16 protein-coding genes and 1 pseudogene are annotated in these 21,821 nt (G+C 65.4%); 9 read left to right on the top strand and 8 right to left on the bottom strand.

Annotation, left to right across the window (positions count from 1 at the left end):
* Nucleotides 1–2 precede the first annotated feature (2 nt).
* From AAE021_RS08600 to crcB, 3 genes are all read left to right on the top strand, one after another.
* Nucleotides 3–3,644, top strand: a complete 3,642-nt coding sequence (locus AAE021_RS08600) for a S41 family peptidase (protein WP_342025192.1) — start codon at nt 3–5, stop codon at nt 3,642–3,644.
* A 150-nt stretch (nt 3,645–3,794) separates the two neighbouring features.
* Nucleotides 3,795–4,253 (top strand): CrcB family protein, encoded by a 459-nt coding sequence (locus tag AAE021_RS08595; protein WP_342025191.1) that lies wholly within the window; start codon nt 3,795–3,797, stop codon nt 4,251–4,253.
* The gene (gene crcB / locus AAE021_RS08590; RefSeq protein WP_342025190.1) at nt 4,250–4,627 is read left to right on the top strand and encodes a fluoride efflux transporter CrcB; all 378 of its coding nucleotides are present in this window, start codon (nt 4,250–4,252) and stop codon (nt 4,625–4,627) included. Before AAE021_RS08595 ends, crcB begins: the two co-directional genes overlap by 4 nt.
* 136 nt (nt 4,628–4,763) lie before the next feature.
* Here the strand turns inward: crcB and AAE021_RS08585 are convergent, their stop codons facing one another.
* The 5 genes from AAE021_RS08585 to AAE021_RS08565 all read right to left on the bottom strand — a co-directional run bounded on the left by AAE021_RS08585 (nt 4,764) and on the right by AAE021_RS08565 (nt 10,863).
* Complete coding sequence (locus AAE021_RS08585) at nt 4,764–5,192, bottom strand: OsmC family protein (protein ID WP_152218678.1); 429 nt, start codon at nt 5,190–5,192, stop codon at nt 4,764–4,766.
* Nucleotides 5,193–5,342: 150 nt separating this feature from the next.
* Entirely contained in the window at nt 5,343–5,690 is a 348-nt protein-coding gene (locus AAE021_RS08580; RefSeq protein WP_342025189.1) for a hypothetical protein, read from the bottom strand.
* Between the two features lie 160 nt (nt 5,691–5,850).
* A complete protein-coding gene (gene sucB, locus AAE021_RS08575; RefSeq protein ID WP_342025188.1) occupies nt 5,851–7,623 on the bottom strand; it encodes a 2-oxoglutarate dehydrogenase, E2 component, dihydrolipoamide succinyltransferase in 1,773 nt (590 codons plus the stop codon).
* Nucleotides 7,624–7,743: 120 nt separating this feature from the next.
* A complete protein-coding gene (lpdA, locus tag AAE021_RS08570; RefSeq protein ID WP_342025187.1) occupies nt 7,744–9,126 on the bottom strand; it encodes a dihydrolipoyl dehydrogenase in 1,383 nt (460 codons plus the stop codon).
* A 204-nt stretch (nt 9,127–9,330) separates the two neighbouring features.
* The gene (locus AAE021_RS08565; protein WP_342025186.1) at nt 9,331–10,863 is read right to left on the bottom strand and encodes a leucyl aminopeptidase; all 1,533 of its coding nucleotides are present in this window, start codon (nt 10,861–10,863) and stop codon (nt 9,331–9,333) included.
* A gap of 308 nt (nt 10,864–11,171) precedes the next feature.
* Here AAE021_RS08565 and AAE021_RS08560 point away from each other — a divergent pair, with 308 nt between their 5' ends.
* From AAE021_RS08560 to AAE021_RS08545, 5 genes and pseudogenes are all read left to right on the top strand, one after another.
* Nucleotides 11,172–12,227, top strand: a complete 1,056-nt coding sequence (locus tag AAE021_RS08560; RefSeq protein ID WP_342025185.1) for a PAC2 family protein — start codon at nt 11,172–11,174, stop codon at nt 12,225–12,227.
* 18 nt (nt 12,228–12,245) lie between these two features.
* The gene (locus tag AAE021_RS08555; RefSeq protein ID WP_342025184.1) at nt 12,246–13,643 is read left to right on the top strand and encodes an MFS transporter; all 1,398 of its coding nucleotides are present in this window, start codon (nt 12,246–12,248) and stop codon (nt 13,641–13,643) included.
* A 453-nt stretch (nt 13,644–14,096) separates the two neighbouring features.
* Nucleotides 14,097–15,053, top strand: a pseudogene (locus tag AAE021_RS18080) (DUF4192 domain-containing protein); the annotation flags it as partial.
* Nucleotides 15,054–15,350: 297 nt separating this feature from the next.
* Nucleotides 15,351–15,737 (top strand): DUF4192 family protein, encoded by a 387-nt coding sequence (locus tag AAE021_RS08550; RefSeq protein ID WP_342025183.1) that lies wholly within the window; start codon nt 15,351–15,353, stop codon nt 15,735–15,737.
* A gap of 434 nt (nt 15,738–16,171) precedes the next feature.
* Nucleotides 16,172–17,380 carry an RNA polymerase sigma factor gene (locus AAE021_RS08545; RefSeq protein ID WP_342025182.1) on the top strand — a complete coding sequence of 403 codons (1,209 nt, stop codon included), beginning with the start codon at nt 16,172–16,174 and terminating at the stop codon, nt 17,378–17,380.
* Between the two features lie 241 nt (nt 17,381–17,621).
* On the opposite strand, the gene AAE021_RS08540 is transcribed toward AAE021_RS08545, so the two are convergent.
* Nucleotides 17,622–17,846, bottom strand: a complete 225-nt coding sequence (locus tag AAE021_RS08540; protein ID WP_342025181.1) for a DUF7455 domain-containing protein — start codon at nt 17,844–17,846, stop codon at nt 17,622–17,624.
* A gap of 263 nt (nt 17,847–18,109) precedes the next feature.
* On the opposite strand from AAE021_RS08540, the gene AAE021_RS08535 reads away from it, so the two are divergent.
* A complete protein-coding gene (locus AAE021_RS08535; RefSeq protein WP_342025180.1) occupies nt 18,110–20,221 on the top strand; it encodes a DNA topoisomerase IV subunit B in 2,112 nt (703 codons plus the stop codon).
* An 87-nt stretch (nt 20,222–20,308) separates the two neighbouring features.
* On the opposite strand, the gene AAE021_RS08530 is transcribed toward AAE021_RS08535, so the two are convergent.
* On the bottom strand, nt 20,309–21,283 hold the full coding sequence (locus tag AAE021_RS08530) for a M56 family metallopeptidase (protein WP_342025179.1): 975 nt from the start codon (nt 21,281–21,283) through the stop codon (nt 20,309–20,311).
* A gap of 30 nt (nt 21,284–21,313) precedes the next feature.
* Nucleotides 21,314–21,691: a BlaI/MecI/CopY family transcriptional regulator gene (locus AAE021_RS08525; protein ID WP_342025178.1), complete on the bottom strand. Its 378-nt coding sequence runs from the start codon at nt 21,689–21,691 to the stop codon at nt 21,314–21,316.
* Nucleotides 21,692–21,821: the final 130 nt, after the last annotated feature.

Genomic DNA, 21,821 nt, shown 5'->3' with positions numbered 1-21,821 from the left:
GAATGAGTTCAACTCCCTATCTTCGGTTTCCCGATCTGCACGACGACCTCGTTACCTTTGTGGCGGAAGATGACGTCTGGGTGGCCTCGCTGACGGGCGGCCGTGCCTGGCGGATCTCGTCTATGCAGCTTCCGGCGCGAAATCCCCGGTTTTCACCTGACGGTTCCACCATTGCCTGGAGCGTGGTGCAGGGCAGCGCCCCCGAGGTGGTGGCTGCGGATACCGAGGGCGGAGACTTCCGCCAGCTGACGTACTGGGGCAACCAGGGCACCCGGGTCCGGGGCTTCAGCGCCTCCGGCAACGTGATTGCCATCAGCCCTTTCGAACACGAGGATTTCCGGCTGCGCTGGGCCTATGAAGTGCCGCTGGACGGAACCGCTCCCCGGGCCCTGCCTTACGGGCCGGTTGATGCGGTAGCCGAGGGTCCCGCAGTGGGCGACGAACGCCCCGTCGTCGTCGGCTCCGTGATGACCCGCGAACCGGCCTGGTGGAAGCGTTACCGCGGCGGCACCGCCGGCAAACTGTGGATCGACGCCGACGGCAACGGTGAATTTGAACGTCTCGTGCCGGAGCTGGACGGGAACCTGACGGATCCGATGTGGATCGACGGCCGGGTTGTCTTCCTCAGCGACCATGAGGGCTACGGCAACCTGTATTCAGTGACGCCGCAGGGGACCGACCTGCGCCGGCACACGGACTTTGGCGAGTATTACGTCCGCCATGCATCGACGGACGGCCAGCGGATCGTCTTCGAATCCGCCGGTACCCTGTGGCTGCTCCCCTCCCTGGACGGCGAGGCCCGGCCCCTGGACATCACGCTGGGATCGGCGGGCACCGGCCGCCGTCCGCGGCAGCTGAACGCCGGAGCCCATCTGGCTTCGGTCCTGCCGGACACCGAAGGAACAGCGTCAGTGGTGGAAACCCACGGCACGCTGCACTGGCTGACGCACCGCGACGGTCCGTCCCGCGTCATCGAGGCTGACTCCGCCGTCCGCGCCCGCCTGGGCCGGCCGCTGACCGGCGGACGGGCCGTGTATGTGGCGGACCAGGGCGGCGAGGAATCCCTTTATGTCCGCAGCGTCTTTGCCGACCTGGATCTGCCCGCAGCCCCCGTCCCCGCCTCCTCGGTGGCGGAGGCTCCCCGGCCGGCGGCCGCTGCGGCACCCAAAGCGGCAGAGCCCGAGCCGGACCTGCCCCGCCCGGTCTCCGCAGCTACCGGCACTCCGGTTCCGGCTTCTGCCGTTACCGCGCCGGTTCCGGCGGAAGCGGCGAAGGCTCCAGAGCCGGCCGGCGAGCAGGCGGAGCAGCGGAAACAGGAAGAAGCAGCGCCCGCAGCCGGGGACGAAAAGTCCGCCCGGACGCTGCGCATCCCCTTTGACAAGCCGACGCGCGTGGCCCAGATCGCCGCAGCCAGCGACGGAACAGCCGTGGCCGTGTCCACCGAATACGGAGAAGTTTTCCTCCTGGACCCGGAGACGGGCAGCCTTCGGCGTGTTGCCACCACCGGCCACGGAGCCGTTGACCAGCTTGCGTTCTCACCCGACTCGCAGTGGCTTACCTGGGCGGAGCCCGTCACCGGAGAAGGCGCCCGCGCCCGGATCCGGCTGGTTCGTGTCGACGACCCCGCAGCGGCCATCATCGATGTGACCGACGGCCGGTTCCGCGACCATGCCCCGGCCTTCACAGTGGATGGACGTTACCTGGCGTTCCTGTCCGAGCGCAGTTTCGACCCCGTTTACGACACCCACCGCTTCGACCTGAGCTTCCCGTCATCGACCAAGCCCTTCCTCGTGGCCCTGGCCGCGGACACCCCATCCCCCTTCGGTCCCTCCGTCCACGGGCTTCCCGTCCCGCGGGCTGAAAAGCAGCCGGTGGCCTCGGATGATGCGGCGGAACCGGCGGCAACCGGTCCCCGCTCCGTGGTTGACGAGGCGGGAATCTCCGACCGAATCATTGCGGTGCCCGTGCCCCAGGGCCGCTATGAAAAGCTCACCGCCGCGGACGGCGCCCTGCTGTGGCTCGCCTCGGACAGCTATGGCGTCACGGGGGACGGCCGGGCTTCGGCCGGAGACCGCCAGCCCGCAAGCCGGCTGGAACGCTTTGACCTGGAGAAAAAGGACGTTTCGGTCCTGGTGCCGGCGCTGGATGATTACGAGATCAGCGGCGACGGCCGGAAGGTTGTCTACGTCCACGAACAGCAGGTGCATGCCGTCCCGTCGTCGTCCCGCGCCGACAACGACTCACCCGAGCACGTCACCGTGGACCTCAGCCGGATCCGTGTCCTGCTGGAACCGGTGAAGGTCTGGGGCCAGGAATTTGATGAGGCCTGGCGGCTGCAGCGGGACTTCTTCTGGGCGCCCGACATGGGCGGACTGGACTGGGAGGGCATCCACGCCCGGTACCGTCCCCTGGTGGAGAACCTGGGTTCGCATGATGACCTGGTGGACCTGCTGTGGGAGATGCACGGCGAGCTGGGCACCTCCCACGCATACGTCATGCCCAAACCTGCGGCAGAACCCGGTGCCGGCGCCCAGGGATTCCTGGGCGCGGACCTGCGTCCCGGTGCCGGCGGATGGGAAGTCGTGCGGATCCTGTCCTCCGAGTCGTCCGATCCGCAGGCTGTTTCGCCGCTGGCAGCTCCCGGGGCGGACGTGCACCCCGGTGACGTCATTGCCGCCGTCGACGGCCGGCCCGTGTCCGTGGACCAGGGGCCAGCCCCGCTGCTTTCCAACGCGGCCGGGCGAACCGTGGAACTGACCATTGTCCGTTCACCGCGGGACGGCGCCGGCGCGCCGAGCCAGCGCCGCATCGCCGTCGTGCCCCTGCGCAGTGAGGAACGCCTGCGCTACCAGAACTGGGTCGCGGCGAACCGCAGGATAGTCCGGGAAGCGTCCAACGGCGGTTTCGGGTATCTGCACATTCCGGACATGGTGGCCAGCGGCTGGTCACAGCTGCACCGCGACCTGGACCAGGAATCGTCCCGCAACGCACTGATTGTGGATGTGCGGCGCAACCGCGGCGGCCACACCTCCCAGCTGGTGGCGGAACTGATTGGCCGCAAGGTCACCGCCTGGACACTGGCACGCGGCGAGCAGCCCAGCACCTACCCGGCGCACGCTCCGCGCGGACCCGTGGTGATCCTGACCGATGAATTTGCCGGATCCGACGGCGACATCATCACCCAGGTGGCCAAGCTGCGCGGCATCGGCCCCGTGGTGGGCATGCGGACCTGGGGCGGCGTGGTGGGCATTGACGGCCGGTTCAAGCTGGTGGACGGCACCGGAGTGAACCAGCCCCGTTACGGTTTCTGGGTCACCGGCGGCATCGGCTGGACGGTGGAAAACTACGGCGTCGACCCGGACATCGAAGTGCCCTTCCCACCGCACGCTTATGCTGCCGGCGAGGACCCCCAGCTGGAGCACGGCGTGGGCATCCTGAAGGAAATGCTGTCGGAGCTGCCGACGGACGAGCCGCCGGCTCTGGCCGGGTACCCGTCGCTGCAGCCGGCGCCCCTGCCGGCGCGGCCGCAGACATCAAACCCGGAAGGGAAGCCGCCGGAGGGAGCGGGGGAGAAGGCAGCAATCCTGCCCGGACCAGTACGCGCGGGAACCGGTGAAACCGGAAACCGGGACAGCCGGCATTAGGGCACACGATGACCGCCCGGCTCCGTTCTCGCGGTGCCGGGCTGGTCAGCTGTGGGTCGCCGGCATCCCCGCCGGGTTTCGGCTGCGTCCGGTCGTCCTGATGCCGGCCCATGTGGTCCGTACGAACTCTGGCCTTCCCCGGAGCGCTGTATGAGCGCCAACAGCCACGCAGCACACGTGCGCTGGGTACCGATGGCGCTCGTTTTCGTTGGCGGTGCCGCCGGTGTAGCCGGACGAGAAGGCCTCGCACTGGTCATCCCGAACTTGGGTGACATCTCCGTGGCCATCCCGGTCATTAACGCGGTTGGGGCCTTTCTGCTTGGCTGCCTCTACGAGGCCATCACCCGCACGGGCAGCACGCCGACCGGCGGGAAGCTGAAGCTGCTGCTCGGGACGGGCTTCTGCGGCGGGTTCACCACCTATAGTTCGCTGGCCACCGACACTGCCCTGTACCTCCGCGACTCTCTGCCCTGGGCAGCTCTGATCTACGCACTCGGAACTGTGCTTGCAGGTGCCTGCAGCACCTGGGCGGGCATTGCCGTGGCGAGCAGAATCAGCACCCGTGGCCCGGGTGGACGGAATGACAGCCGGCGTGGGGCCTCTTCATGACCCCCTTGATTTTTCTGGTGCTGATGCTGGCCGGCGGGCTGGGCGCCGTCGCGAGGTTCGTGATTGACGGGCTTGTCCGATCGCGACTAAAGACCACGTTCCCGTGGGCAACGACAATCATCAACGTCTCCGGATCCCTTGTGCTCGGACTGCTCACCGGACTCACATTCATGCGCCTGGAGCCGACGGACCTCTCCGTCATCATAGGCGCCGGGTTCCTGAGCGGTTATACAACCTTCAGTACTGCAAGTTACGAGACGGTGCAGCTCATTAAGCAGGGCCGCTTTGGCGCGTCGTTCATCAGCGGCGTTGTGATGCTTGTGCTCTCAGTGGCGGCCGCCCTCATCGGCCTGGGGGTGGGAGCGGCACTATAAACTTCGGCGGGTGGACCGGAAGCGGAGACTATTTCGGTCAACCTCCGGATCCCATGCCGATCCTTGGAAAGCGAAATGCAAATTCGGCCCCTGCCCCGGACGGGACAGGGGCCGTTTTGCTACGGCAAACTGGTGCCTAGGATTCCAGCGTCGCCTCCAGCGAGATCTTGATGCCGGCGAGGGCCTGGGAAACCGGGCAGCCGCTCTTGGCGGCTTCGGCGATGTCCTCGAACTCCTCGGCGGTGAGGCCCGGGACAACAGCGGTCACCTTGAGCAGGCTTTCGGTGATGCCGGTGCCGGGAACGAAGGTAACGTCAGCTGACGTTTCAATCCGCTCGGCGGTCTTGCCGGCTTCGGCCAGGCCGTTGCTGAAAGCCATGGAGAAGCAGGCGGAGTGGGCCGCGGCAATGAGCTCCTCGGGGCTGGTCTTGCCGTTGGCTTCCTCGGCGCGGGCCTTCCACGTGACGTCGTAGGTTCCCAGGCCGGAGCTGTCGAGGGTGACCTCGCCCTTGCCGTTGAAGAGATCGCCGTTCCATACGGTGTGGGCTGAGCGGACTGTAGCCATGGGGGGCTCCTTAAAAAGCGGATGGGATGAAGGCCGGCAGTTGCCGGCACTTCATCCCATCCTATTCAGAGTCGCGCGGCAGGATCTACCGCAGCGGCCGGAGCGGCTGCTCCGCTGAGCCAGTCCGCGGGAGCGGCTCTCACGCGGTTGTTACCACATGGTGGCGAGGGCGATGTTCAGCACCGTCAGGATGCCGACGCCGTTGGCCAGCAGTCCGCTGACCGGCTGATCCTTCTTGTACCGGCGCTGGCCAATGAAGGCGAGCACGGCAATGACCAGGGCAACAGTCAGCTTGACCGCGATCTTGATGTGGTTGACGTCGTAGTCATCCATTTCGGCCAGGCCAACGAGCAGCAATCCGGTGACCAGCTGCAGCAGTGCGGCGTGGAACTGGCCGGGCATCACCGTGGGGTTCTTGATTCTCGCGAACCAGATGCCAACGATGATGGCTGCGCCAAGGATGTGCAGGAAGACAAGGAAGCTCTGTAGGAAGTCCATAATTCCAGCTTACCGACACCCCGTCAGCATTCTGTGCCGGAGGGGCGGGGCAAAAGGTAACTATTCTACAACAGGTAGAAAAGGGTGGTCCAGGCAGCACAAAGGGCGCCTCCCCGAAGGAAAGCGCCCTCTGCGGCGAAACGGCTACCGGATCCTGAAGTTACAGGCCCAGGTCCGCCGAGAAGTTGCCTTCTTCAAGCCGTGCCTTCAGCGTCTGCAGGAAGCGTCCCGCATCGGCGCCGTCCACGAGACGGTGGTCGTAGGACAGGGACAGGTACATCATGGAGCGGATGGCAATGGTGTCGTTGCCCTCGGCGTCGGTCAGGACGACGGGACGCTTGACGATCGCACCGGTTCCCAGGATGCCCACCTGCGGCTGGTTGATGATCGGGGTGTCGAAGAGTGCGCCAACGGAACCAATGTTGGTGATCGTGAAGGTTCCGCCGGACAGCTCGTCGGGTCCGATCTTGCCGTTCTTGGTCCGCGAACCGACGTCGCCGATGCGCTTGGCCAGGCCCGCGATGTTCAGGTCGCCGGCGTCGTTGATGACCGGTACCAGTAGGCCCTTTTCAGTGTCCACGGCGATCGCCAGGTGCTCGGCGTCGTGGTACGTGATCTGCTGGGCGTCCGAATCGTAGGAAGCGTTCAGCTTGGGGTGCTGCTTCAGCGCTTCGGTCACGGCCTTGGCGATGAACGGCAGGAAGGTTAGCTTCGCGCCGTTCTGGGCGGCGAAGGACTCCTTGGCGGAGGTGCGCAGCTTGGCGATGCGCGTCATGTCCACTTCCTGGACCTGGGTCAGCTGAGCCGAGACCTGCAGCGACTCGACCATGCGGCGGGCGATCGTCTGGCGGATCCGCGGTGCCTTCACCGTGGTGCCGCGCAGCTTGGCGCTTGCTTCGCTGATCTGTGCCGGAGCTGCCTTGTCGGAGGACGAGGAAGCCGGGGAAGCGGCCGGTGCGGCGGCGGGCTTGGACTCAGCAGCCTTCTTGGCTTCGGCAGCCTCAAGGACATCCTGCTTGCGGATGCGGCCGGCGACGCCGGAACCCTTCACCGTGGACAGGTCCACGCCGTGCTGGTTGGCAAGCTTGCGCACCAGCGGAGTGACATAGGTGCCTTCAGACTCGGAGGCCGCGGGAGCTTCCTGCTTCGGGGCTTCCTGCTTCGGAGCCTCGGCCTTGGGCTCAGGCTTCTTCTCCTCCTGCTTGGGGGCAGGCGCTTCTTCCTTCTTCGGCTCCGCTGCCGGAGCTTCGCGCTCGTCGTTGGAGGCTGCCGCTACGGGCTCGGCTTCCTTCGGCTCGGCCTTCGCGGGAGCGGCGGCACCGGAACCGATGACGGCCAGAACAGCGCCAACCTCGGCGGTGTCGTCCTCATTGACGCGGATTTCCAGCAGCTTGCCGGCAACGGGGGAGGGGATCTCGGTGTCAACCTTGTCGGTGGATACCTCGAGCAGGGGCTCGTCAACCTCGACGTCGTCGCCCACGGCCTTCAGCCAGCGGGTAACGGTGCCTTCGGTGACGGACTCGCCCAGGGCGGGCAGGGTCACTTCAGTGCCCTCAGCAGAGTCGGACGACTCGGCAGCGGGAGCTTCCTGTGCCGGAGCTTCCTGCGCTGCCGGAGCCTCTTCGGCCGGAGCTTCCTCAGCCGGTGCCTCTTCGGCGGGGGCTTCCTCGGCGGGGGCCGCATCAGCGGAGCCGGAGCCATCGCCAATGCGCACCAGCGCCTGGCCAACTTCAGCTGTTTCGTCTTCGGCCACGAGGATTTCCTCGATGACGCCGGCAACGGGGGAGGGGATCTCGGTATCAACCTTGTCGGTGGATACTTCCAGCAGCGGCTCGTCTACCTCGACGCTGTCGCCCACGGCCTTGAGCCAGCGGGTAACGGTGCCTTCGGTGACGCTTTCACCAAGGGCGGGTAAGTTCACGGTTTCAGACATATTGTCCCCGTTTCTCCTTATTAGAATCTGTTGACCAGCCGTACCGCTGGTGCTGGTGGTGTGAAGCCTAGTGCACCCGGAGGGTTGGCTGCCGGGTGCACTAAGCAGGTGGTTCTTGGTCTAGCCGTGCAGGGGCTTGCCGGCGAGGGCCATGGCAGCCTCGCCGAGGGCTTCGTTCTGCGTCGGGTGTGCGTGCAGCAGGCTCGCCAGGTCTTCCGGGTATGCTTCCCAGTTCACGATCAGCTGTGCCTCACCGATCTGCTCACCGATGCGTCCGCCGATCATGTGGACACCCACAATGGGGCCGTCCTTTTCGCGGACCATCTTGATCAGGCCGGAGGAGCCCAGGATGGAGGTCTTGCCGTTGCCGGCCAGGTTGTACTCCTGGACCTGGACGTTCTCGTCGCCCAGCTTGGCCTTGGCGGCCTTTTCAGTCAGGCCCACCGAAGCGATTTCCGGCTCGCAGTAGGTGACCTTGGGGATGTTGACGTCTTCGACGATGACCGGCTTAAGCCCGGCGATCTCCTCGGCCACAAAAATGCCCTGCTGGAAGCCGCGGTGGGCCAGCTGCAGGCCGGGAACAATGTCGCCAACGGCGTACACGTTGCCCACGCCGGTGTGCAGGCGCTCGTTGGTGATGACAAAGCCGCGGTCCATGGTCAGGCCCGCTTCTTCGTAGCCCAGGTTGGCGGTGACCGGGCCGCGGCCCACGGCCACGAGCATCAGGTCCGCTTCGTAGGTCTTGCCGTCCGCGAGCGTGACGACGACGCCGTCGTCGTTCTGCTTCACGTTGTCGAAGAAGATGCCCGTGCTGAACTTGATGCCGCGCTTCTTGTACGCGCGTTCGAGCTGCTTGACGATCGCTGCGTCTTCATTGGGGACCAGCGACGGCAGGCCTTCAATGATGGTGACGTCCACGCCGAAGGAGTTCCACACCGAGGCGAACTCCACGCCGATGACGCCGCCGCCGAGGATGATGGCGCTCTTGGGAACGGTGTCCATCTTCAGCGCCTGGTCGGAGGTGATGACCTTGCCGCCGATTTCCAGGCCCGGCAGTGAACGGGAGTAGGAGCCGGTGGCCAGGATGATGTTGGCGCCCGTGTAGGTTTCGCCGTTGACCTCGATGGTCTTTTCGCTGGTGAGCTTGCCTTCACCCTCGATAACGGTGATGCCCTTGGACTTGATCAGGCCCTGGAGGCCGCGGAACTTGCCCGCAATGATGTTGTCCTTGTAGGAGTTCACCGCCACCATGTCCACGGAATCGAAGGTGGCCTTGATGCCGTACTTCGAAGCGGACTTGGCGTTCTCAGCGATTTCGGCCGAGTGCAGCAGGGCCTTGGTGGGAATGCAGCCGTTGTGGAGGCAGGTGCCGCCGAGCTTTCCCTTTTCGATAAGTCCTACGGAGAAACCCAGCTCCACGGAGCGAAGGGCAGCGGCATAACCGCCGCTTCCTCCTCCGAGGATCAGGATGTCGAATTCTTGCGCAGTTGCCTTTTCGGCCACTTGGACGCTCCCTCGCGTAATCGGTGACGCACATGGGCGCGTCGTTTTAGTGATTTGGGCGGTCGTGATTGTCTCTCACACTATCCCGCCGGCAGGACTCCATCCACTCGATGAAGGCCCGCCGGCGGGAAGTGTAACGAGAAACACCAGTCACAACGGTCGTTACCGGTGGCCCCTGAACGGGGCCGGTGCTATAGGCCGGGCTTAGGCGGAGCGGGAGACGACGTCTTCCGCGTAGGCCACCAGCGTGCGGACGGCGACGCCGGTGCCCTCCTTGGGCGTGTAGCCGTACGGCGAGCCTTCGTTGAAGGCGGGGCCGGCAATGTCCAGGTGGGCCCAGGGGATCTTGACGCCGTCAACTTCGCCGACAAACTCGCGCAGGAACGTCGCGGCCGTCATCATGCCGCCAAACCGTTCGCCGTGGTTGGCGATGTCAGCGACCTGCGAATCCAGGCTGGCGCGCAGTTCCTCCGGAATGGGCATCGGCCAGAAGAGTTCTCCGGCGCGGTCCGCGGCCGCCTTGACGGCGTCGCGCACGCCCTCCTCGCCCATGACAGCCGATACCCGGTTGCCCAGGGCGATCATCTGGGCGCCTGTGAGGGTGGCGACGTCGATCAGCACGTCGGGGGCTTCCTCGGATGCGGCGACGAGGCCGTCGGCCATGACCAGGCGTCCCTCGGCGTCGGTGTTGAGCACCTCGACGGTCCGGCCGCCGTAGGTCGTCATGACGTCGCCCGGGCGCTGGGCGGTGCCCGAGGGCATGTTCTCGGCGAGGCACAGCCAGGCCGTGACCTTCACGGGCAGGCCCAGATCGGCGATGGCGAGCAGTGCGTTCAGGACGACGGCGGCTCCGCCCATGTCGCACTTCATGGTCTGCATGCCCGCGGCAGGCTTCAGCGAGAGTCCGCCGGAATCAAAGGTGATGCCCTTGCCCACCAGGGCCAGCTTGGCCTTGGCGCGCTGCGGCGCGTATTCCACCTTGACCATGCGCGGCGGGCGGGATGAACCCTTGCCCACGCCCATCAGTCCGCCGAAGCCGTCACGCTCCAGCTTCTTTTCGTCCATGACGGTCACCTTGACCTTGGACGAGAGGGGCTTGGCCAGGTCCTTGGCGGCGGCGGCGAAGGTTTCCGGGTACAGGTGGCTCGGGGGCTGGTTGACCAGCGTCCGGGTTGCATTTACCGCGCGGCCCAGGATGCGGGCGCGTTCCAGTGCCGGCTTGAGCGCCTTCTCGTCGGCGGCGGGAGTGACAATGATGATGCTGCTGACGGGCTCCTTGGGCGCGGTGCCCTTGTCGGTGCGGTGCTCGGAGTAGCTGTAGGCGCCGAACAGGGCGCCCTCGGCGACGGCGGCGGCGTCGGCTACGGTCGCGGCCGGCAGGGCCAGGGCCACGGACTCGGTGCCGGCGAGCTGCCGTACGGCCGAGCCCGCGGCGCGGCGCAGTGCCTCTTCGCTGAGCGGAACACCGGCGGTGACCTTGCCGACTCCGGCCAGGACCAGCATCTGGGCTTCCAGTTCGGGAAGCCCGGGCAGGCGGTGCACCTCGTCGGCGGCACCGGTGACGCCGAGCAGGGGCAGTGACGCGGCGAGGGCGGAAGCCGCCTTGGGGCTCAGCGGACTCTCAACCAGAACGGGGCCGCCGGAAGTCTGGCCAATCCCTACCACCAGTGCCTGGGCCGGTACTTTCTGCACGTCCCGGGAGACCACCGACAGATTTGGCTCGTTCGTTTTGACCACGAAGTTTCATCCTTACCTATTGCATGAATTGGTTGGCTGGTGCCGCGTTTCCCCCGCGTCCCGCATAGTGCGGAGCGGCGCCTCTGTACAGATCGTAGTCTCTTGCCGCCGCTGCCGAGGTTTGCGAAGCGGGAGTGCGCCCTCGGCGGACGGGAATGAAACGCGGGGCAGGCGGCGTTTACCCTTGAGTAAACAGCGCGCACCTGCGCCGCCCCGGCCGTCCGGCGGAGATTTCTCCGCAGACCGAAGCGGGGACACTCCGCATACCTCGGGAGACCGAAGCACATGGAAGCACAGAAGGGGAAGACATGCTTGATCCGCTGACCCTGTTTAACTTGAATCCGGAAGTCGCCGGCGACGCCGGCCTGAACGGATTGCAGCTTCTGGTGGGCTTCACCGGCTTTGCTGAGGCGGGACACGTTGTGTCCCAGATCCGCGACGAGCTGCTGGAAACGCTTGACCATGACCTCGTGGCGACTTTCGACGCCGACCAGCTCATCGACTACCGGGCACGCCGCCCCCAGATCTTCTTCGTGGAAGACCATTTAACGGACTACGAGCCGCCGCTGCTCAACCTGTACCGGCTTTACGACGGATTGGGAGAGCCCTTCCTGTTCCTGACCGGTTTTGAACCGGACGTGCAGTGGGAACGGTTTGCCGCCGCCGTCGTGCATCTGGCCAAGACGTTTGACGTGCAGCAGGTGAGCTGGATCCATTCGATTCCCATGCCCGTGCCGCACACCCGCCCCGTGGGCGTGACGGTCCACGGCAACCGGCCTGACCTCATGGCCGGGATCAGCTCCTGGCGGCCGAGCGCGCAAATCCAGGCCGCCGTCGGCCATATTCTGGAACTGCGGCTCACCCAGGCCGGAATCGACGTCGTCGGGCATGCCATGCACGTGCCCCATTACCTGGCCGAAGCCGAATTCCCTCCCGCCGCAGTGGCGGGTCTGGAGTATCTGGGAGCCGCAGCTTCGCTGGTGCTGCCCACGGACCGGCTCCGCGAAGCCGGCCGCGACGTCGAACGCCAGATCGCCGAGCAGGTGGAGGCATCCGCCGAAGTCAAGGGCGTGGTGGCGACGCTGGAAAAGCGCTATGACGAGTACACGGACAGCAACGTGCGCCGCTCATTGCTGGTGAAGGACAATGACGAGCTTGCCAATGCCGAGGAGCTGGGTGCAGCTGTCGAAGCGTATCTGGCCAGCCCGCAGGCGGAAGAGGAATCCGAGGCGCTGTGGCCGGAGAACCATCCGGCCGATCATGAAAGCACAACGGAGGAAACAGAAACTGGTGGGAACGCTGACACGACGGGACAGGCCGGCCGGGAGTCCGGGACAGGGCCGCGGGACTACCCCCGGGAGTAAGTCTCCGGAGGCGCGCCGGTGAAGGCTTCCCGCGCCTGGCTTGTCTGGGGGATCAGTGTCCTCGCCTATCTCGCCGCGGTAACCCAGCGCACCACTTTTGGTGTTGCCGGGCTGGAGGCGACTGCCCGCTTTGACGCCACGGCCTCCATCCTTTCCGTGTTTACGGTGGTGCAGCTGCTGGTGTACGCCGGGCTGCAGATTCCCGTCGGCGTGCTCGTGGACCGGTTCGGTCCGCGGCTGCTGATTGCCGGCGGTGCCGCCCTGATGATCGCCGGACAGCTTCAACTGGCCACCGCTGAATCGGTGGGCGGCGGCATCCTTGGCCGTTCTCTGGTGGGTGCCGGCGATGCCCTGACGTTTATCAGTGTCCTGCGGCTGCTGCCGGCCTGGTTCAGCGGCCGGCAGATCCCCGTCCTGACCCAGTGGACCGGAATTGTGGGCCAGCTGGGGCAGATTGTCAGTGCCGTTCCGTTTGCCTTTGTCCTGCACAAATACGGCTGGAACACCGCCTTTGTTTCCGCGGCGTCCCTGTCCGTGCTTGTCCTTGTGCTCACCCTTCTGGTGGTGCGCAACCGCCCGCCCGGTTCGCAGGCGCCGCCGCTGCTTCCCCTGCGCCAAACCGCCACGTCGTTGGCCGAGGCATGGCGCCAGCCCGGAACGAGGTTGGGGATGTGGACCCACTTCACGATCCAGTTCCCCGGCACGGTTTTTGTCATGATGTGGGGCTTCCCGTACCTGGTCAGCGCCGAAGGGGTTGAATCATCCCGGGCCTCGGCCCTGATGACGCTGTTTGTCCTGGTGGCCGTCGTCTGCGGTCCGTGGCTGGGCTCCTGGGTGGGGCGCCACCCGCTGCGCCGGTCCACCATGGTGCTGCTGATTGCCGCTGCCATGGCCGGCGCCTGGCTGGCGGTGCTGCTGTATCCCGGTCCGGCTCCGCTGTGGCTGCTCGCTCTGCTGGTGGCGGTGCTGGCCGTTGGCGGTCCGGGGTCGATGATCGGCTTTGATTTTGCCCGGACCTACAACCCCGGGCACCGTTTGGGCACCGCCACGGGCATTGTGAATATCGGCGGCTTCATCGCTTCCCTGGTCTCCATGTACCTGATTGGAGTGGTGCTGGATGCGCTGAACTCCACCGGATTCTCCGGGGGAGACCTGTATGCGCTGGATTCGTTCCGTATTGCGTTTGCGGTGCAGTTTGCTGTCATGGCCCTGGGTGTTGCCGGAATCCTCCGCACCAGGGGCAGGGTTCGCGCGCGCATGGCCGACGACGGCGTCCGGCTGCCGCCGCTGCGGGAAGCTATTGCCCGTGAACGCCAGGCGAAGCAGGCTGCGCGCCGGTCCCGGCAGGCCGTTCGTGGCTCCGGAAATGACGGCGGTGACGACGCCGGGAGCGGCGCGGGCCGCGAACCGAATTAGCGGTTCCACTTGGAGGGCAGAAGGTAGTGCCTGTGCCACATTTCTGCCAATGAAATTCTGCGGATGAAGGGGTATTCGCGCTGTCGGGCCGATCCTTCGTGCAGATAACGGGGCTTCACGCCGTCGAACCCATCCTTCGTGCAGATAACGGGGCTTCAAACTTTCTATCGTGCAGATAACGGGACCATGAGCCCCGGAATCGCTCTTTTGAGCCCCTTTTCTGCACGAAGGATTCCCGGAAGGCCCCTGATCTGCACGATAGATTCTCAAAGCCCTTGATCTGTCCGATAGAAGCCGTTTGCGGGCCACTTGCCCCGTAAAGGTCATCCTTCGTGCAGATAACCGGGCTTCACGCCATCGGGCCGATCCCTCGTGAAGATGATTTGACCCGTCCTCCACGGCGTTCAGCGGAGGGCGGGCAGCCCTCAAGTGTCCACAGATTCCCGGTGCCGGATGAGCGAGTGGGCATGCGGGCCCGAAGCTCGATCCATGACGAACTCTCCCAACGGCCAACATGCCCACGATCCGTTTCCCGTGAGCGGGCCAGTGGACATCCTGGCTTTCATTCCCCACAGTTTGGGCTTTGTGCCACAGGAGTCACTGGTGCTCATGACCATGGATTCCTCCCGCCTCGGCGCCACTCTCCGGCTGGATTTGCCAGCAGCCGCGCTCGACTACTCGGAGTTTGCTGCCCGGGTCACTGAACTGCTGCGCTCGGACCGGGCCGCAAACGGAGTGCTCATGGCGATGTACACGGACCGGAAGTGGCCAAAGCCGGGCGTTCCGCCCTACCGCAAGTTGGTTGACCAACTTGGACGGCAGCTTGCTGATGCAGGCCTGCCCCTCCGCGACGGCTGGCTCGTCTCGGAGAGTGCCTGGCGGGAGTACTTCTGCTCGGACAGCAGCTGCTGCCCTTGGCCGGGCCGTCCCCTGAGCCAAATTGGGGACAGTACCCTCAGTGCGGAGATGGTTTTCCGGGGCAGTGCTTACGCCTCTTCATTGGAGGAGGCGGTGACACAGGATCTGCCGCCGGTGTGGGAGGGCGACGGTAAACAGATGATGCACCGAGCGCGTTATACCCGCCGGCTCAAGGGCAAGTGGTGTCGGCGTGCCCAGTTTGCGGGCACGCTGGCGGTCTGGGACGAGTTTTTGAACAGTGCGGCAGCGGAGGTCAACGGGCAATGGTCTAACGAGCTTCTTCCTGACGGGCCTGACGGGTCTGATGGGCTCCTTCTTGACGGGTCTGACGGGTTCGATGGGTCACACGGGACTGATCCAGCTGATCGATCCGATGGGTCTGCCGGGCCTGAGCGGTCTGACCTGTTGCCTCGGGGGAGGGGATGCCCGCTGCTGCGAACGGATCCCGATGCGGCGGGTTTCCTGCTGGCCAGCCTGCATGCCCGTCCGGTGCGCGACACCCTATTGGTGGCGGCTGCTCTGGGCAGCGCAAGAGCCCTGGACGGGGCAGAAGCCTGCGGTCTTCTCTCGGGGGATGAAGGGGCGCCTCTGCTGCCGCCGGGCGTGGTCCCGGCCACGGCTCCGTGGCGAGGCACGGGCGCAGCCCCGCTGCACAGCCCGAATGCAGCCCCGCCGCGCGGCCCAAGCCCACTCCCGGTTCGCGTCAGGGGGACCTCCGGCCGTTCCCGGCCGAAGGTGCCAGACCCGGAACAGTGCTTTCGTGAGGTGCTGATCGGCCAGTATGCCGGCGTGCCGGATTGGTCCCGTATGGATGCGGCCTTTGCCGTGTTCGCTGAACTGCTTGCAGCTGCTGGAACCGCTGGAACCACTGGAACCGCCGGAACCACTGGAACCACTGGGGCAGCCGGAACCGCAGACGACGACAACGGGGCGGAAGTCGACATCGAAGCGGCTGCGGCACTGCTCAGCCTGCTGGCCTGGATTGAATGGGCCAGGGGAAGAGGATCCAGGGCGCAGGTTTATCTGGGCCGCTGCTTGGAGGCATATCCGGGGTACCGGCTGGCTGAACTGCTGGAGGACCTCCTGGCCACCGGCATGTTCCCGGTATGGGCACGGACTGCCGGAACCGCGTGGAGAGCGGCGCCGGAGCGGCATCAAGGCGGAGCCCGCTCCTAAGCATGCGGTGGATGCCGGCACCTAGGCACAGGCCGCCGGATCCACCCTCCCGGGGAAAAGGTTCCCGGAAACGGTGCCCTCGACTGCTTCCTGCCCGGTAATGGTCTCGGCAGTGCTGTCTGCTGCACTAAATCGTGAGACAATGGGAACCGAGACCCGGTCGGGTTCGTGTATCAAGTATCGCTTTTGGGCCTTTTGCGGTTAACGCAGAGGGAACAGAAACCGCCGCGCGTGTGTTCCACTTAGGGACACCGCAGTGGAGGGATCGCTTGAATTCAAGCACGGACTTGACAGGGTCATAGTGGTGTTGCCCCCAATGGCGATTCCACAGCCCGCCGTATGAAAGGTTTTCTGTGTCGCCGAGAAAGACAACTGCAGTCGAAGAGACTGACACTGCAAGCAAGCGCACTGCCGCAGACGAAGCTTTGGCTCCGATGGAACCCGCTGCCGGCGAAAAGACCGCGGTGAAGACAGTCCGCAAGCCTGCAGTGCGGAAGCCTGCCGCCGCTAAGGCAGGCACCACTGCAGCCGGCCGCAAAACCGCCGCCAAGACAGCCAAGTCGGCCAAGGCCCCTGCAGCTGCGGAAGAGGATGAGCAGCAGACCGATTCCGAGCCCGCTGAGCCGGACCTTGATGCCACCGACGCACCTGAAGCAGCGCCGACCGGTTCAGGGTTTGTGTACTCGGATGCCGACGACGACGACGCCCCTGCCCAGCAGGTCGTTTCCGCCGGTGCCACCGCGGACCCGGTCAAGGATTACCTGAAGCAGATCGGCAAGGTTGCCCTGCTGAACGCAGAGCAGGAAGTTGATCTTGCCCTGCGCATCGAAGCAGGCCTCTTCGCCGAGGAGAAGCTTGCAGCCGATCCGGACATGGACCCCAAGCTCAAGCGCGAGCTGGAGTTCATCGTCCACGACGGCAAGCGTGCCAAGAACCACCTGCTGGAGGCCAACCTCCGGCTCGTGGTCTCGCTGGCCAAGCGTTACACCGGCCGCGGCATGCTGTTCCTGGACCTCATCCAGGAAGGAAACCTGGGCCTGATCCGTGCAGTCGAGAAGTTCGACTACACGAAGGGCTTCAAGTTCTCCACCTACGCAACCTGGTGGATCCGCCAGGCCATCACCCGCGCCATGGCCGACCAGGCCCGCACCATCCGTATCCCGGTGCACATGGTCGAGGTCATCAACAAGCTGGCCCGCGTCCAGCGCCAGATGCTTCAGGACCTGGGCCGCGAGCCTGCGCCCGAAGAGCTGGCACTGGAACTCGACATGACCCCTGAGAAGGTCGTGGAGGTGCAGAAGTACGGCCGCGAGCCGATCTCCCTGCACACCCCGCTGGGTGAAGACGGCGATTCCGAGTTCGGTGACCTCATCGAAGACTCAGAGGCTGTTGTTCCGGCTGACGCCGTGAGCTTCACCCTGCTGCAGGAGCAGTTGCACTCGGTGCTGGACACGCTCTCCGAGCGCGAAGCCGGCGTCGTCGCCATGCGCTTCGGCCTGACGGACGGCCAGCCCAAGACCTTGGACGAGATCGGAAAGGTTTACGGGGTTACCCGTGAGCGGATCCGCCAGATCGAATCCAAGACCATGTCCAAGCTGCGCCACCCGTCACGCTCACAGGTTCTGCGCGACTACCTGGACTAACACTGAGCGGCCCGCAAGCCGCAGCAGGAGTCTGCTTGACGCCTCCGATCCCGCTGCCGCGGGTCGGGGGCGTTTTGCGTTATGCGTGCTTTGGATCCGGGTGCATCCCCAACCACGGAGGCATAAAAACCAGCCGGCCCTGAAAAAGAGGCAGGCATGAAAAAGGCTCCTCCCGCTGTGGGAGGAGCCTTTTCAAGCGTAGGAATTGCCCGGGATGTTCGGGCTGGCCGCTGACGCGGCGCTAGTCTGCGGGGACTGCTGCAACCTTCGTCGTCAGGCGGGAAGTCTCGTCCTGCCATTCCGAAGTCAGGGGGCGGAGGTTGGCCTCCACCGCCCGTGCATGGTGGCCGCAGAAGAGCAGCTCCCCACCCGAGGATTCCAGTACCGCACGTACGTACGCCTGGGCGCCGCAGCGGTCGCAGCGGTCCAGCGTATTCAGTTCACGAGTAGCTACTGCTGCTGTCATGAAAGCCTCCTAAGGGTGTTGATACTTTATATAACCATCTTTGCGGACCCAGTCTTCGCACCCGGGCGCCCCTTTCGCTCTACGCGTACCAAACGGGCGTTCGGCCGTGAGGTAATTCACTGGGACTGAGTCGCTGGCGGGCAGTGTCACCGGTGGGCATTAACCTTGGAAGTAGTCCGGGTGTCTCCGGGCTGCAGCCGGTCCGCGATCCGCCGACCGGAGCTGCCGACTAACGGTCCCAAGGCCTGAGGAGTTTCAAACACGTGGCGCCCCCGAACACTGAGTACAACGCCCGCCACCTTTCCGTCCTGGAAGGGCTAGAAGCCGTCCGTAAGCGTCCGGGCATGTACATCGGATCCACGGACTCCCGTGGACTCATGCACTGCCTGTGGGAAATCATCGACAACTCCGTGGACGAAGCCCTGGCCGGATACGGCCAAAGCATCAAGATCATCCTGCATCCGGACGGGTCAGTTGAAATCCACGACGACGGCCGCGGCATCCCCGTGGACATCGAGCCGAAAACGGGGCTCTCGGGCGTGGAAGTGGTCTTCACCAAGCTCCATGCCGGCGGCAAGTTCGGCGGCGGCTCCTACGCCGCTTCCGGCGGCCTGCACGGCGTCGGCGCCTCCGTGGTCAACGCCCTGTCCTCACGCCTGGATGTGCAGGTGGACCGGGCCGGCAAGACCTACCAGATGAACTTCCGGCGCGGCGAACCCGGCCACTTTGCCGATACCGGCAAGTCGCCGAGCCCTGACGCCAAGTTCTCCCCCTTCCTGGAAAGCTCGAAGCTGGAAGTTGTCGGCAAGGCCAAGCGTGGCGTGACCGGCACCAGGATCCGGTACTGGGCGGACCGGCAGATCTTCACACCCGATGCGAAGTTCTCCTACACGGAGCTGCAGGCACGTGCCCGCCAGACATCATTCCTGGTTCCGGGCCTGCGGATCACCCTGCGCGACGAGCGGCGGCTGCCGGGCACCCCCGGCGAGGCCGGACCGATCGAGGAAGTCTTCCAGCATGACGGGGGCATCACCGAATTCGTCGATTTCCTGGCCGCCGACGCTCCGGTCACGGATATCTGGCGGCTGCAGGGCAGCGGAAAGTTCAAGGAATCCGTTCCCGTCCTTGATGACTCCGGGCACAGCAAGATCGCCGAAGTTGAGCGCGAGTGCGAGGTGGACATTGCACTGCGCTGGGGCATTGGCTACGAAACGAACATCCGCAGCTTCGTCAACATCATTTCCACCCCCAAGGGCGGCACGCACCAGGCCGGATTTGAACAGGCACTGCTCAAGACCTTCCGCAAGGTGATCGAGGCCAACGCCCGGAAACTGAAGGCCGGCAGCGACAAGATCGAAAAGGACGATGTCTTCGCCGGACTTACGGCAGTCCTGACCGTCCGGCTTGCCGAACCCCAGTTCGAGGGCCAGACCAAGGAAATCCTCGGCACGTCGGCTGTCCGGGCGATCGTGGCCAAGGTGGTGGACAAGGAGATCACCGCCAAGCTGAACTCGAGCGCGCGCGCCGACAAGGCCCAGTCGGCGCTGCTGCTGGAAAAGGTTGTCTCGGAGATGAAATCCCGCATCTCCGCCCGCCAGCACAAGGAAACCCAGCGCCGCAAAAACGCCCTGGAAACATCGTCCATGCCCGCCAAGCTGGCGGACTGCCGGATCGATGACAGCGAACGTTCCGAACTCTTCATTGTCGAGGGTGACAGCGCGCTCGGCACCGCCAAGCTGGCCCGCTCCTCCGACTACCAGGCACTGCTGCCGATCCGCGGCAAGATCCTGAACGTACAGAAGGCCTCGGTGGCGGACATGCTCTCCAACGCCGAGTGCGCGGCCCTGATCCAGGTGGTGGGCGCCGGGTCCGGACGCAGTTTCCAGCTCGACGCCGCGCGCTACGGCAAAGTCATCTTCATGACGGACGCCGACGTCGACGGCGCGCACATCCGCACGCTGCTGCTGACGCTGTTCTTCCGCTACATGCGCCCCCTGGTCGAGGCCGGACGGGTGTATGCGGCCGTTCCGCCGCTGCACCGGGTGGAGGTCATCAACCACGGCTCCAAGGCCAACGAGATGATCTACACGTACAGCGAGAAGGAGCTGCACGTCCTGCTGGCCAAGCTGCAGAAGGACGGGAAGAACTACAAGGAACCCATCCAGCGGTACAAGGGCCTGGGTGAAATGGACGCGGATCAGCTGGCGGAAACCACCATGGATCCCCGCCACCGCACGCTGCGCCGCGTGCGCATCGACCAGGCGGCCGACGCCGAGCGTGCCTTCGAGCTGCTGATGGGCAGCGACGTGGCCCCGCGCAAGGACTTCATCGTGGCCGGTGCGGCCATGCTGGACCGGGACCGCATCGACGCCTAGCTCAAGCGGCCAGAGCGCCGGGAGCAGTCGGCCGGAGCGCCTGAGCGGCAAGAGTGGCCGGAGCAGCGGCAACAGGGACTAACGCGGCTACAGCATCCCCGGCGCAATCAGCAGGGCGGTGGGGACGGCCAGCAGGAGCACGGAGACCACCAGCACCGCCCACCGCTGCCAGCCCGGCAGCGGTGGCAGGGGCGTCAGCAGCCGGCTCAGGCGACGCACGGTGCCCAGCTGTTCCTGCTCGTCGGGGCTGGCCAGCAGGGACGCGCCCTGGGCCTTTGCGGCGGCGCCCTGAAGGCCTCCTTCGGCAGGCTGCGCGCCGGTTCCCACAATCGCCACGGCCCGAATCAGGGTCTCTGGATCCACGGCGCGCAGGGCCTCGTCGTCGGCCAGCATCTCAATGAGCTCATTCACTGACTGCTGGGCCAATTGTGAGGTCGGCAGCCAGGGCAGGGCCGCCCGCCACGCGGCAAAGGCCCACAGCAGTAGATGGTGCCGCTGGGACAAATGGGCTTTTTCGTGGATGAGAACCGCGGAGAGTTCCTCATCCGACAGCATCTCCAGCAGTCCGTCCGACAGGACGGTGACCGAACGCGCCCCGCCGGGCAGGCAGTAGGCCACCGGCGTCGGGTGGTTAATAACCACCGTGGCGGGCCGGGTGGCTGAGGGGGAGCTCAGCAGGGTCAGCATGCCACGGTGTCGGCGTCGGCCGCGGCGGATGCGGTAGTACGTCAGCAGCAGAGTGAAGACCAGATGGACGGTCAGCAGCAGGGCGGCGCTGAGGGCGAAGACATGCACCAGTCCCAAGGTTGTGGCCGGTGCCCGGTCCAGCAGGATGTTCCATAACCCGTGCAGCGCCGAGACGAGATTGTTCCCAATGGGCTCAAGGCCCCAGGTCAGCATGGACCCGATCATGGACAGGCCACCGGCGAGGGCGATCGCCTGCCACAGCACCATGGCGGTGAAGGGGGACCGCGCCGGCCATTTGGCCCGGGAGAGGGCAATGGGCACCGGCCACGCCAGCACGAGGGCCAGCGCGGCTAGGCAATATGAGGCCCAGAACACCGCGGCGGAAAAGTAGGCGGGGCTACCGGATCAGGCGCCGCCGAGGAGCCGCCGGAGCGTCTCGGCTTCCGTCACTGATACGGAGCCGATGAACCTGGCCAGCACGGCTTCACGGTCGCTCACCGAGCCGAGAACCTCATGCATCAGTTCGGCGGTGTGCTCGGCCTTGGTGGTGACGGCACGGTAACGGTGCGGACGGATGTTCCGCTCCCGTGCAACCAGGCCCTTCTTTTCCAGCCGTGACAGCACCGTGAGGATGGTGGTTACGGCCAGGCCCTTGCCGGATCCTGTGCCTGCCCCGGGGTTGGCCTGAGCCAGTTTTTCACGCAGTTCATTCGCACTGGCTGCCTCCGGAGACTCCCACAGGAGATCCATTGTTGCCCGTTCCAGCTCGCCGAGGGTGGCCATCCGTGTTCCGTCCTTCGCATCACACAAATCAAAAACCTCCACTCACCGCGGACGGCGTGCACTGCCGGCCGGTACAGAGGAGGTGTGGTGTGTCTAATGTACAGGCTTTTCGGCGTTGGTTCTACATCAC

Origin of the sequence: Arthrobacter citreus, from assembly GCF_038405225.1 — a bacterium.
GTDB lineage: Bacteria > Actinomycetota > Actinomycetes > Actinomycetales > Micrococcaceae > Arthrobacter_B > Arthrobacter_B citreus_A.
Note: the sequence above shows the minus strand (reverse complement) of the source record. Positions and strands in the feature narration are given on the sequence as shown.